A 13,047-nucleotide genomic window follows, 5' to 3' on the forward strand; every position below is an offset into this window, starting at 1 on the left:
AACTTATTATGATGCGTCTTCCCACACATGCACCAAATGCGCCAGCACTTCAACTGCTTTCTGCATATCTTTTACGCCCACCCATTCATGCCTGCTGTGAATGGCCTGCATGCCTGTAAATAAATTGGGACAGGGCAAACCCATAAAGCTTAAGCGGCTGCCATCTGTTCCACCGCGAATGGGTTCATTTTCTATTTTTAAACCGGCACGTTTGTATGCCTGTTTTGCATACGATATAACTTTTGGATAATGGTCTAAAACCTCCTTCATATTGCGGTATTGTTCCGTTACTTTAAACTCCATCCTTGCCCTCCTGGAATATTTCTTTAAAACCTTTGCAGCTATAGTTTGCAGCCGTTCTTCATGGTTCTTAAGCTCAAGTGTATCAAAGTCTCGTACAATAAAATCTATGGTTGCTTTTTCTGCCACACCATTTATAGCAACAGGATGCACAAAACCTTTTCTTTTAGAAGTTGTTTCCGGGCTCCATTCATCTTTGGGCAAAGCATCCACAATGGCACCTGCAATTTTTATGGCATTTACCAGTTTATTTTTTGCGTAACCGGGATGCGCAATCACACCATGAATAGTTATGCGCACAGCATCAGCGCTAAAGGTTTCATCTTCCAATGTGCCTGCCTCACCGCCATCCAAAGTATAAGCATAATCAGCGCCTACTTTTTTAAGATCAAGCATGGCAGTGCCCTGCCCCACTTCTTCATCCGGCGTAAATAAAATTTTTATTTCCCCATGTTTTATTTCAGGATGCGTGGTAAGATAATTAGCCAGGTCCATAATAATGGCAACGCCGCTTTTATCATCTGCTCCCAATAAAGTTAGCCCGCTTGCTGTTATTATATCATGGCCTTTATGCTCTTTTAAATAAGGATAATCTTTTTTTGAAATAACCTGCGTGGTATCATCTGGCAACACAATATCTTTCCCATTATAATTTTTATGCAATATTGGTTTCACGTTTGTACCGCTGCAATCTGGCGCTGTATCAATATGACTGCAGAAACAAATAACCGGCACCTTTTTACTCGTGTTAGACGGAATGGTTGCATACAGGTATGCATATTTATCAGTATGAACGTCTTTCAGGCCAAGCGCTTTCAGCTCTTCAGCAAGCAGGCTGCTTAAATGCTTTTGTTTTTCTGTTGATGGATGCTTATCGCTTTCAGGATCGCTTTGCGTATCAATTGTTACGTAACGCATAAACCTTTCGGTGACCGTATGCTCATAACCTTTAATCATATTGAATAATTGAGCAACAAATAAACGGTTTCTGCCAATTATTTCCCCATAAAAAAATTAATGCTTAATTTTCATTAACCAAATAATAGCAACTATGAAAATACTTATCGGCTCTATAGTTGGCGGCATTATCATCTTTATATGGCAGTTTCTTTCATGGACGATGCTTAACCTGCATGAACCTGCACAGCAGTTCACGCCAAAACAAGATAGCATAATGGCTTATTTAAATACACAGTTTGATTCCAGCGGGGGCTACTTTATACCTAACCTGCCCAAAGATGCTTCGCAGGATGATATGAAAAAGTTTGAAGAAAACGCTATGGGCAAGCCTTGGGTGCAAATCGCTTATCACAAAAGCTATGATGCAAGTATGGGGATGAATATTGCAAGGGCGCTTATAACCGACATCATCATTGTATTATTTTTCTGCTGGATAATTTCAGGGTTTACGGTTAATAGTTTCGGTAAAACTTTTCTTGCAGCTTTATTAACGGCACTGATCATTTCGCTTTATTCAAATTATATCATTCACATCTGGTACCAGACATTTGACCTGGAAGCACATTTCATAGATAATCTTGTTAGCTGGGGCGCTGCGGGCATCTGGCTTGGCTGGTGGCTCAACAGGAAAAAAGCATAACCGTTATTTCAGGCATTCTCAGCAATAATAATAGCATAACCACGCCGCTTTTTTTATTTAAAAGTTGCTTTTTACAGATATGAATTTGATGCTGTACTAAACCACTCATCATTAAAAACCTTTTTTATTCCCCGAAAGCGCACAAGTTTGCGATTTCTTTGGCAGTAAAAAATATGTAAAACACGTTTCTTTGCCGCGAAAAAATTACAAGTAGATATTGGATAACTGCATGCTTGGGCATTTATCATTTTTTGCTGATGGCTCTGAAACAGGATTTTATAATGCTAACCTGGTGACCAGCCGGATGCCTTAATAAACAAACACACATGAAACCAACCATAGATAATTTAAGAACAGGCAAAATGCGTTCATTCAAGGCGTTTATATTAATCGCCGGTATATTCTTCCTGGCTTCCTGCGGCAATAAAGCAGATCAACAGCAGGCGGCCAATATGCCGCCGCCGGCTTACCCGGTTTTTAAAGTAATCTCGCAAACGAGCACTATTAAAACAGATTATCCCGCCACATTACAGGGTGAACAAAACATAGAAATACGTCCCAAAATAGATGGTTATATAGAAAAGATATATGTGGATGAAGGCGCCGTTGTAAAAAAAGGGCAGTTGCTTTTCCGCATAAATGCACCGCAATACCAGCAGGATGTAAACAATGCTGCAGCCGCCATAACCAGCGCAGAAGCTGATGTGAGCACTGCTGAACTTCAGGTAAAAAAAGTAAAGCCGCTGGTGGAACAGGACATTGTAAGCAAGTATGAACTTGAATCTGCGGAATACACGTTGCAAACGCGTAAGGCAGCGCTGGCACAGGCCAGGGCTAATCTCGCCAATGCCAAAATAAATCTTGGTTATGCCGATGTAACAAGCCCGGTAAACGGCGTTGTTGGCACTATCCCCTACAGGCTTGGAAGCTTGGTAAGCAGCACCACCACAATGCCGCTTACCACTGTTTCGAGCATCAGCAATGTGTTTGCTTATTTTTCTATGAATGAAAAACAGTTGCTTGATTTTTCACGGGAATATAAAGGCAACACTTTAGAGGCAAAACTTAAACAATTGCCTGCCGTAACGCTAATACTGGCAGATGGCACCGAATATCCTGAAAAAGGCCGTGTAGAAACAGTTGCAGGTCAATTAAATACAGAAACAGGCTCGGCAAGCTTCCGGGCAGCATTTCCCAATCCTCTCGGGCTGCTGCGCAGTGGCGCCAGCGCTGTGGTTGAAATACCCGTTACAGTAAACGATGCCATCATTATTCCGCAAAGATCAACTTACGAGTTGCAGGGCAAACGCTTTGTATATCTCGTAAACGACAGTAATAAAGTTATCAGCACCGAAATAGAAGTGATGCCTGTTGCCGCAGGCCAGTATTTTGTTGTTACCAGCGGTTTAAAACCCGGCGATAATGTGGTGTACGAAAGCACCTATTCCTTACGGGACAGCACAGTTATTAAACCGGATGTGCAGCCGGAAAATAAGGTTTACAGCCTTAAATAATCATTCTTATTTAAACTGATTTATGCTAAAAACATTTATAGAAAGGCCCGTTCTTTCAACGGTAATTTCAGTTATCCTTGTCATATTAGGGCTTATCGGCATCTTTACTTTGCCCATTACTTTATATCCTGACATTGCGCCGCCTACCGTACGCGTTTCAGCTTTTTACCAGGGCGCTAACGCAGATGTAGTGATGAAGAGTGTTATCGTTCCGCTGGAGGAACAGATAAATGGCGTGGAGAATATGACCTACATGACCTCCTCTGCCGGCAATGACGGCTCTGCAGGCATCACCATTTATTTTAAGCAAGGCACTAACCCCGATCTCGCAGCAGTGAATGTGCAAAACCGCGTATCAAGGGCAACGCCATTGTTGCCTGCGGAAGTAACAAGGGCCGGCGTTACCACCACCAAACAGCAAAGCAGCATGGTGATGGTGTTTGGCCTGAACAGCAGCAACAAATCTTTTGATGCAAAATTTTTGCAGAACTATGCCAACATCAATCTTGTGCCCATGATCAAAAGGATCAACGGCGTGGGCGATGCGCAGGCCTGGGGCACCGGCGATTATTCCATGCGAATATGGCTGAACCCTAATGCGATGGCTGTTTATGGTTTGGTGCCTGATGATATTACCAATGCATTGGCCGAACAAAACATAGAAGCAGCGCCGGGAAAAATTGGTGAAAACAGCAACCAGTCTTTTGAATATGTATTGAAATATAAAGGCAGGCTCGAAAAACCTGAAGAATATGAAAACATTGTGATCCGTTCTGCGCAAAACGGGCAGTTATTAAGGCTGAAAGATGTAGCAAGGATCGAGCTTGGTTCTTTGTATTATAATATTACTTCCATAACTGATGGAAAGCCTTCTATTGTTTTAGGCATTTTTCAAACGGCAGGCTCCAATGCGCATGAAATGATAGGGGAAATTAACCGCACCTTGGATGAAGCGGCCAAAGCATTTCCTCCCGGCGTTACCAAAACGATGATTTTTTCAGCAGACGATTTTTTAAATGTCTCCATAGAAAAAGTTATCGAAACATTGATTGAAGCGTTTGTGCTGGTGTTTATAGTTGTATTTATTTTTTTGCAGGACATTCGTTCCACTTTAATCCCGGCCATCGCCGTTCCGGTAGCTATTATTGGCACCTTTTTCTTTTTACAGTTGTTTGGCTTTACCATTAACCTGCTTACTTTATTTGCCCTGGTGCTGGCCATTGGTATCGTGGTGGATGATGCCATTGTGGTGGTAGAAGCCGTGCATGCCAAACTGGACCATGGCGCTGAATCTGCCAGGAAAGCCACTATAGAAGCCATGAGCGAGATCAGCGGCGCGGTAATATCCATTACGCTGGTAATGGCAGCGGTATTTCTTCCCGTTACCTTTATCACAGGCTCTACGGGGATTTTTTACAAGCAGTTCGGCTTAACGCTGGCGGTGTCCATTATCATTTCTGCTGTAAATGCCTTAACGCTTAGCCCGGCGCTTTGCGCTTTGTTTTTAAAGCCGCACCATGAAAACAAACTGCGTAAAGGTTTTATGCAGCGTTTTTATGCCGCTTTCAATGCCAGCTTTGGCGCCATGACCAATAAATATAAACGCTCCGTAAGCTTTTTGGCAAAACGTAAATGGATAGCGCTGGCAGGCATTGTTGCATTTGGCTTTTTATTATGGTATTTAATGAAAACCACGCCCGGTGGTTTTGTGCCGAATGAAGACCAGAAGTTTGTGATGGCGGATATTTCTTTGCCGCCCGCTTCTTCGCTGGAACGCACTTCGGTTATTTCTGACCAGGTGGCCAAAATATGCAGTAGCATGCCGGAGGTTGCATCGGTAACACAGGTGGGCGGTTTCGGGCTTTTAAGCGGCGGCAATGGCGGCTCTTATGCAGCCTTTTTTATGGAATTGAAACCCTGGGATGAACGCAAGGGCGATGAACACTCAGTTGATGCCGTAATACAAAAAATGTTTGCGCAAACAGCCGGTATAAAAGGCGCCAATATCCTGTTTTTTGCACCGCCAACGCTGGAAGGCTTTGGTAATACCAGCGGGTTTGAATTCCAGGTGCAGGACAGGACGGGTGGCGACATTAACAGCTTTGTACAGGTGAACAATAAATTTCTTGCTGCCTTAAACCAGCGGCCGGAGATACAGTATGCCACCAGTTTTTTCAATACCAATTTTCCGCAATACGAGGTGGATTTAAATGTGCCGAAATGTAAGGAAGCCAACGTATCACCGGCGGCAGTATTAAGCACATTACAGGGTTATTATGGTGGATTATACGCTTCCAACTTTAATGAATTTGGCAAGCAATACCGTGTAATGGTGCAGGCCGATGCCGATTACCGCGGCACGGTTCAGGGGCTGAATAATATTTATGTGCGTACTAACAATAATGTAATGGCGCCGGTATCGGAATTTGTAACGCTGAAAAGAGTGTACGGGCCGGAGTTCATCAACCGCTTTAATATGTTTACCTCCATTGCTGTATCCGGCTCTCCGAATAATGGCTATAGCTCAGGCGATGCTATTAAAGCCATACAGGAAGTAGCTGCTGAAACTTTACCGGAAGGTTACAGTTATGAGTTCTCAGGGTTAAGCAGGGAAGAAATAGCAAGCGGCGGCCAAACCATTTATATTTTTATTTTATGCCTGGTGTTTGTGTACTTCCTGCTGAGCGCACAATATGAAAGTTATATTTTGCCTTTTGCCGTATTGCTTTCATTGCCAATAGGCCTTGCTGGCGCATTTATATTCGCCAATTTGTTTGGCGTGCAGAATAATATTTACCTGCAAATAACACTCATCATGCTGATTGGGTTGCTGGCCAAGAACGCCATTTTAATTGTGGAGTTTGCCGCCGCAAGGCGGCGGGAAGGCCAAACCATTGTGCAGGCAGCTATTAATGGCGCAGTAGCCCGTTTGCGCCCCATCTTAATGACATCGCTGGCTTTCATATTTGGCATTATGCCATTGATGGTTTCAACCGGCGCCGGTGCAGCCGGTAACCGTTCTATCGGCACAGGCGCAGTTGGCGGCATGCTTATCGGTACCATATTCGGCGTATTTGTTATTCCAACGCTGTTTATCATGTTCCAGGCGCTGCAGGAAAAAGTAAGCAGCAAACCTTTGCCGGTTCCGCAAAAAGCAGGAGATGAATTTCCTTCAAATCAATCATAATTATCAAAACAGTTGATTGAACCATGATTAGAAAATATTTTAAAAAAGAATACATAATTATTGCAGCTATACTGATGGTAACATCATGCGTTACGCAGAAATACCAGCAGCCGGGCATGGATGTAAACGGACAGTTATACCGTGATACGGCGGCAAATATGGCTTCAGTAAATGATAGCTTAACAGGCGATACATCTTCCATTGCCGATTTGCCTTATACGCAATTATTCAGCGATACGGTTTTACAAAATCTCATAGCTGAAGGCATTCATGAAAACCTTGATTTGAAAACAGCTATGCAGCGCATTAATGAAGCATACGCCAATTTAAAGCAAAGCAAGGCTGCTTTCTGGCCCAGCCTTGATGCAGGCGCAAACGTTACTTTCAGCAAACAATCTGCTGCAGCGCTTAATCTTCCGCCGGAATATATCGGCTCTTTCCCGCTTAGCACCACCAATTACCAGTTAAGCCTTAGCACAAGCTGGGAAGCAGATATATGGGGAAAATTAAAAAGCACAAAAAAAGCAGCTTTTGCCAACTGGCTGCAAAGCGAAGCAGCCACCCGTGCCGTGCAAACGCAGCTAATTGCCAACATTGCCGCTTATTATTACCAACTGCTTTCTTTAGACCAGCAATTAAAAATTACAGAAGAAACTTTAAAAACCAGGGTTGAAGAAGTAAAAACAATGAAGGCACTAAAAGAGAGCGCCGTGGTAACCGGCGCTGCCGTAGTGCAAAGCGAAGCCAGCCGCTATGCCGCAGAAGTGCTGATCCCGGACCTGAAAAGAAATATACGCGAAACAGAAAATGCATTATGCGTTTTGCTGGCAAGAACGCCCGGCACTATTAAACGCACATCCATGGATGAGCAAAAACCTTACTCCAATCTGCAAACCGGTGTTTCCTCGCTCCTGTTAAAAAACAGGCCCGATGTGCAACAGGCTGAATTAGCCTTCAGGGCAGCATTTGAGAATACAAATGTGGCGCGCACTTATTTCTATCCGCAGCTAACATTAACAGCCCAGGGCGGCGCCTCCACGCTGCTTATTAAAAACCTGTTTGACATGTCGATCTTTTATAACATCGTTGCGGGCCTTACACAACCAATATTCAATAAAGGGTTAAATAAGGCGCGTTTAAGCATAGCGAAAGCACAGCAACAGGAAGCTTATTATGGCTATCAGCAAACTTTGCTGAATGCCGGCGGGGAAGTATCGAATGCATTATATGCTTATCAAACAGCAATGGAAAAACAGGCAAGCCGGGGATTACAAATAGAATCGCTGAACAAAGCGGTTAACTATACCAAGCAATTATTGCAATACAGCTCTGCAACAAATTATACGGATGTGCTTACATCAGAACAATCTTTACTGGCCGCGCAATTAAGTGGAGTAAACGATAAGCTGCAGGAATTGCAGGCAATAGTTGAATTGTACAGAGCGCTGGGTGGTGGCTGGAAATAGGAAACAATACCATCTGCTTTAAGCTGCACAGAAAAGGAAGAATTTTTCGAGGTCGCCCGCCTTATCAAAACTAACCCTGTTTTGTTTCAGGTAAGTTTTAATCTTTTGCTCATTTGCGGGAAATGCTTTTATAAACGAGTTTTTATTAGCCCTGTTAAATTGTGTGTTGCCCGTAACAAGAACGTATGTTGTTCTTACCGTTATTTCAACATCCTCACTTGCCACAAGCGTTTTCAAACCGGTGTACAAAAAGAAACTCTTGTAAGTTTCTATGCCAGATCCCACATGGTCTGGCAAACCCAGTGCACCAATCTTAACGGGCACGTAGCTGGCTGTACGTTCAACTGCAAGTTTTATCGCGCCGGCAGATGCAATAACCTGGTAATATATATTATTGGCAAAAAAGAAAACTTCGTTGTTACAGTATATGGAATCCACTGCTGAAGGTTCTGCTATTACAAGCGTATCGCCTTGCGGGGAAATGAATTCCAGCTGGCAAATCGTTAAATTAAAATTCATTTTAGACTTAAGCGTATTGCCATCTTTCAGCTTTACGATAGCATCACTGAAACCCGGGAAAAGATAATACGATATGGAAGAAAGGCTTTCGCCTGCTTTGACTGTTTTCTTTTCAGATGTTTGGGCAAAACAGGAATTGCAGCAATACAATGTTATGAATGCAATTAGTTGAAAATGTTTTTTCATAAAATAAGCATAAGCAATAGCAATTTACTTAGTTTATGAAAACGAAGCACATTAACCTGCAGGCTGAAAGAATTAATAATTTCTGCTGATAGTTAAACCCTGCAATTTCCCCCAGGTGGCATTACAAATAAAAGAGTAAAAAGAAGTTTAATGTTGCGGCACCATGCGCAGATACAGCAACATTAAACTTTAAAGTGCATAAATTTAAGGAGCGATAATCAGCGGGCTTTTACCTTTTATATCAACCAGCTCAAGATCAAATACAAGCTCTTTGCCGGCAAGCGGGTGATTTGCATCAAGCGTAATAGACTCCTCATTAATGGCTGTAATTACAACCGGTAATTCCTGGCCGTTGTCGCCATGCATTTGCAGGGTCATTCCAACTTCAGGCGTAATATCCGGTGGAAAATTTTTAATCGGAAATTCAATTACCATTTCTTCCTGCCTTGGGCCATAAGCTTCATCAGCGGGTATGGAGATGGTTTTCTTATCACCAACAGCCATGCCGGTTACGCCTTCATCAAAACCCTTTATCACCATACCACTGCCCACTTCAAATTCAAGCGGCTGGCGGCCTGCACTGCTGTCGAATGTCGTGCCGTCTGTAAGGCGTCCATGATAATGTACTTTTATCTGGTCACCCTTTTTTACTTGTTGCATAAAATAATTTTTATGATGAATAATAATTTACAATCAAATTGTGTGCGGAACTATAAGATAGGCCTGCGGCAAATGTATTGTTTAATAATTATGCACCCGAAAAATAAAGTGTGAAGTGTTTTATTTTAGCAAACTATTCAATCCATTTATTAATGAAAGAGGAAAAAGAAAAGTTAAGGCTTGATAAATATTTATGGAGCATCCGCATTTTTAAAACAAGGGCGCAAGCCTCTGAAGCATGCGAAAAAGGCCGCGTTAAACTGAATGATGCTCCTGTAAAGGCTTCAAGAAATGTAAACGTTGGCGACAAATATGCCGTTAAAACAAATGACAGAAAATGGCTGATACAAGTGAGTGGCCTGCTTGATCATCGTGTGCAATACACCGAGGCCGTTAAATATTATATTGATCTTACGCCCGAAGAAGAAAAAGAAAAAATGCAGATGCAAGCAGCCAGTTTTTATACGGGCAAACGCCTGAGCAAAACCGGAAGGCCTACTAAAAAACAAAGGCGCGACCTGGATGAATTTAAGGATGATATTTAATTAGAAAACATCGCACTGCTGCAGCCATTTATATTTGCGGGATGAAGATTGATATTCTTACTGTTTTGCCCGAATTGCTGGAAAGTCCTTTAAACCACAGCATCATGAAAAGGGCGCAGGAGAAAAACCTGCTTACTGTGCGGCTGTTTAATTTGCGAAAATGGGCGGTAAATGATTATGGCCAGGTGGATGACTATCAATACGGCGGCGGGGCAGGCATGGTAATGATGTGCGAACCTTTGGCAAACGCTATTGATGAACTGAAGCTCGAAACAAATTATGACGAGATCATTTACATGACACCTGATGCAGAAGTGTTCAATCAAAAAATGGCCAACCAGCTTTCGCTGAAAGAAAACCTGCTGGTTATTTGCGGGCATTATAAAGGCATTGACCAGCGCATACGCGATAACTATATAACCAAAGAAATTTCTGTTGGCAATTTTGTTTTAAGCGGCGGTGAGCTTGCTGCTGCCATTATTGTTGATGCTATTGGCAGGTTAATTCCCGGTGTGCTGAATGATGAAACTTCTGCGTTATTCGATTCTTTCCAGGATGATCTGTTAGCGCCGCCGGTTTATACAAGGCCCGCTAAATTCAGGGATTGGGAAGTGCCTGAAATTTTGTTAAGCGGCGACCCTAAAAAAATAGAAGCCTGGCGCCATGATAAGGCGGTTGAACTTACCAGGCTGAAGAGGCCGGAGCTTTTAGGAGATGATGAGTAAATCGAAGCTGCTACTTTCTCAACTTTTAATAATGCTTGTTAAAAAAACACTCAATGTTCAATATGCAATAATCAATATTCAATTGTAAAACATTCGCGAAATGATTATTGATTGTTGAATATTGAGCATTGCTTATTTACAACTATTTCCCGTTATAATTTTTTGGGTCTAATGCTGCCGGGCTCCAGGCTGTAAAGAAATCGGCTATTTTTTCTTTATTATAACCTTTGCCTTCTTCAAGATAAACAGAGTTTTGCGTGTGAATGCGGTTGCCGTTTTCATCAAGAACTATAAAAACAGGAAAGCCAAAACGTTGCGGGTATCCATATTTGGCAAACAGTTTTTGATTTTTATTTTCTTCACTGTAGTTAAGATGATAAACCACAAAATCTGCATTCACTATTGAATCAAGTTTTGCATCGTTGGCAACAGTTATACTGAAGCGCTTGCACCAACTGCACCAGTTGCCGCCACCTTGTATCAATACATATTTATCGGTTGACTTTGCCAGCTTAACGGCCGCAGCAATTTCTTTTTCAGCATCAGCTTTAGGATTATATAAATGCGCCGTATCAGTGCTTTGAGATTGCGCCTGTAAAAAAATAAACAGGCCCAGCGTAAATAAAATTCCTTTCATTGTAAATTTAATTTGACACAAATGTATTCATCGTTTCACGTCTTGCAAACGAAATTAACTTTGCATAAACCGCGGTATGGAATTAAATAAAATACTTACAGTAACATTTACACTATTTGCTGTTATTGATATTATCGGTTCAATACCTGTGCTTATAGCGCAAAAAAATAAAACCGGCCAGATTAATTCATGGAAAGTAACACTGGCAAGCGGTGTTTTAATGATACTGTTTTTGTATGCCGGCAGGCCCATATTGCAAGTAATGAATTTAGATGTGCATTCCTTTGCTGTGGGCGGTTCAATTGTTATGTTTTTGGTTGGGCTCGAAATGGTGCTGGGCCTTGATATCTTTAAAGAAGAACCGGGCTCAACCGGGACGCTGGTGCCTATTGCATTTCCCCTGATTGCAGGTACGGGAACACTCACAACTATTATGTCGCTTAAAGCAAATTTTGAAGATAATTATATACTTATTGGCATACTGATAAACCTTGTAATTATTTTCACTGCCCTTCATTTATTAAAATGGCTGGAAAAAATTTTGGGTAAAGCAGGCCTGATTGCAATACGCAAATTTTTTGGCGTTATACTGCTTGCCATCGCGGTAAAAATATTCGGCAGCAGCCTGCAGGCATTTGGAAAATAATCAGGAGAATAAATAATTTATTTGCCACAGATGCACAGATTTAATTTGTGCATCTGTGGCAAAACTCCATTAAATTACCAGTGGCCGGGTATTCAGTTTATCAACTCATACCATTTCAAGATCGCAAAACCAAAATCCATATTTTTTCTTTACATCATCCACATTATTCAATCTTGAAACTTCATACTGTTTATAAGTTGTTCTTCCCTGCTTAAAACTTACGGGCTGTTTAAAGATTGGTCCGTCAAAAACAAAAGAATGAAACTCGCCATTTTCGCCGCAAGGGTCAACATTCTTTGGCAAATCATTGATAAAAGATTCATCTATCAATCTTCCGCAAAAACTTTTATCAAGAAAAGCCGCATTCACGCATGCAATAACAGCTTTAAAACCGGTATCTATAAATTCTTTTATTAAAACAGATGTATCGGTTTTCCAAAGAGGAAAAACGCATTCCAGGCCGCCGGACTTTAGTTTTTCTTCACGGTATGCACGCAGGTCTTCCAAAAAAATATCACCGTAAATAGCTTTACTGCAGCCTTTATCTCTTAATGCAGTTAATGCTTCACGCATCTTCGTTTCATACTCCTGCATGGACGGGTCTTCAGATAATTCTACAGGCACCAGCGGCAATCCAATAGCCGCAGCCTGCGCTTCTGTTAAAGACCTTCTCACACCATGCATGGATACGCGGTTGTGAACACTGTTAAAACTTGTAAGTAAATACTGAATATCGTATTCCCCCGAAAGCAATGCTTTATGTAAAGCTAATGCTGCATCTTTTCCTCCGCTCCAGTTAAAAAATGAAGGTGTCTTCAATATGTTTATTTTGTTTTGAGTAAATATTTTTCTTTAAACAACATGCCTGTTTTTAAGCTGCAGCAAACAATTTGCGCATAAACAATCGCGGTAACGATTTTCTATGAAAGCCTTTTCTTCAATGCTGAATTGTATGCCGTAACACTGGCATTGTGTTATATTGCCTGCTTTGCACTCAAAGATACGACCGCAACGCGGACAAATTTTTTCTTCATGTACAGGCATAAAATATTTTCCTCTTTC

General features: G+C 41.8%; 13 protein-coding genes. 7 read left to right on the top strand and 6 right to left on the bottom strand.

Annotated features, from left to right (window positions below):
* Nucleotides 1-6: 6 nt before the first annotated feature.
* Nucleotides 7-1,257, bottom strand: coding sequence for a peptidase T (gene pepT, locus BM015_RS03265; protein WP_090654420.1), 1,251 nt, complete (start codon nucleotides 1,255-1,257; stop codon nucleotides 7-9).
* A gap of 94 nt (nucleotides 1,258-1,351) precedes the next feature.
* Here pepT and BM015_RS03270 point away from each other — a divergent pair, with 94 nt between their 5' ends.
* The 4 genes from BM015_RS03270 (at nucleotide 1,352) to BM015_RS03285 (ending at nucleotide 8,067) form a co-directional block, all read left to right on the top strand.
* Entirely contained in the window at nucleotides 1,352-1,900 is a 549-nt protein-coding gene (locus BM015_RS03270; RefSeq protein ID WP_090654422.1) for a hypothetical protein, read from the top strand.
* Between the two features lie 326 nt (nucleotides 1,901-2,226).
* The gene (locus BM015_RS03275; RefSeq protein ID WP_245751192.1) at nucleotides 2,227-3,414 is read left to right on the top strand and encodes an efflux RND transporter periplasmic adaptor subunit; all 1,188 of its coding nucleotides are present in this window, start codon (nucleotides 2,227-2,229) and stop codon (nucleotides 3,412-3,414) included.
* A gap of 22 nt (nucleotides 3,415-3,436) precedes the next feature.
* A complete protein-coding gene (locus BM015_RS03280) occupies nucleotides 3,437-6,601 on the top strand; it encodes an efflux RND transporter permease subunit (protein WP_090654424.1) in 3,165 nt (1,054 codons plus the stop codon).
* Nucleotides 6,602-6,624: 23 nt separating this feature from the next.
* The gene (locus BM015_RS03285; RefSeq protein WP_090654426.1) at nucleotides 6,625-8,067 is read left to right on the top strand and encodes an efflux transporter outer membrane subunit; all 1,443 of its coding nucleotides are present in this window, start codon (nucleotides 6,625-6,627) and stop codon (nucleotides 8,065-8,067) included.
* A gap of 18 nt (nucleotides 8,068-8,085) precedes the next feature.
* Here the strand turns inward: BM015_RS03285 and BM015_RS03290 are convergent, their stop codons facing one another.
* Nucleotides 8,086-8,772 carry a hypothetical protein gene (locus BM015_RS03290; RefSeq protein WP_090654428.1) on the bottom strand — a complete coding sequence of 229 codons (687 nt, stop codon included), beginning with the start codon at nucleotides 8,770-8,772 and terminating at the stop codon, nucleotides 8,086-8,088.
* Between the two features lie 204 nt (nucleotides 8,773-8,976).
* Complete coding sequence (locus BM015_RS03295) at nucleotides 8,977-9,432, bottom strand: FKBP-type peptidyl-prolyl cis-trans isomerase (protein WP_090654430.1); 456 nt, start codon at nucleotides 9,430-9,432, stop codon at nucleotides 8,977-8,979.
* A 152-nt stretch (nucleotides 9,433-9,584) separates the two neighbouring features.
* Between BM015_RS03295 and BM015_RS03300 the strand changes: the two genes are divergently transcribed.
* Both BM015_RS03300 and trmD read left to right on the top strand, forming a co-directional pair.
* Complete coding sequence (locus tag BM015_RS03300) at nucleotides 9,585-9,977, top strand: RNA-binding S4 domain-containing protein (protein WP_090654432.1); 393 nt, start codon at nucleotides 9,585-9,587, stop codon at nucleotides 9,975-9,977.
* Between the two features lie 41 nt (nucleotides 9,978-10,018).
* Nucleotides 10,019-10,702: a tRNA (guanosine(37)-N1)-methyltransferase TrmD gene (trmD, locus tag BM015_RS03305; protein WP_090654434.1), complete on the top strand. Its 684-nt coding sequence runs from the start codon at nucleotides 10,019-10,021 to the stop codon at nucleotides 10,700-10,702.
* A 142-nt stretch (nucleotides 10,703-10,844) separates the two neighbouring features.
* Here trmD and BM015_RS03310 read toward each other — a convergent pair whose 3' ends face one another.
* Complete coding sequence (locus BM015_RS03310; RefSeq protein ID WP_090654436.1) at nucleotides 10,845-11,339, bottom strand: thioredoxin family protein; 495 nt, start codon at nucleotides 11,337-11,339, stop codon at nucleotides 10,845-10,847.
* A 76-nt stretch (nucleotides 11,340-11,415) separates the two neighbouring features.
* On the opposite strand from BM015_RS03310, the gene BM015_RS03315 reads away from it, so the two are divergent.
* Entirely contained in the window at nucleotides 11,416-11,985 is a 570-nt protein-coding gene (locus BM015_RS03315; protein WP_090654439.1) for a MarC family protein, read from the top strand.
* A 105-nt stretch (nucleotides 11,986-12,090) separates the two neighbouring features.
* On the opposite strand, the gene BM015_RS03320 is transcribed toward BM015_RS03315, so the two are convergent.
* A complete protein-coding gene (locus tag BM015_RS03320) occupies nucleotides 12,091-12,804 on the bottom strand; it encodes a Dph6-related ATP pyrophosphatase (protein WP_090654441.1) in 714 nt (237 codons plus the stop codon).
* Between the two features lie 33 nt (nucleotides 12,805-12,837).
* Nucleotides 12,838-13,029, bottom strand: a complete 192-nt coding sequence (locus tag BM015_RS03325; RefSeq protein WP_090654443.1) for a cysteine-rich CWC family protein — start codon at nucleotides 13,027-13,029, stop codon at nucleotides 12,838-12,840.
* Nucleotides 13,030-13,047 lie beyond the last annotated feature (18 nt).

Source organism: Parafilimonas terrae, assembly GCF_900115755.1.
GTDB classification, from domain to species: domain Bacteria; phylum Bacteroidota; class Bacteroidia; order Chitinophagales; family Chitinophagaceae; genus Parafilimonas; species Parafilimonas terrae.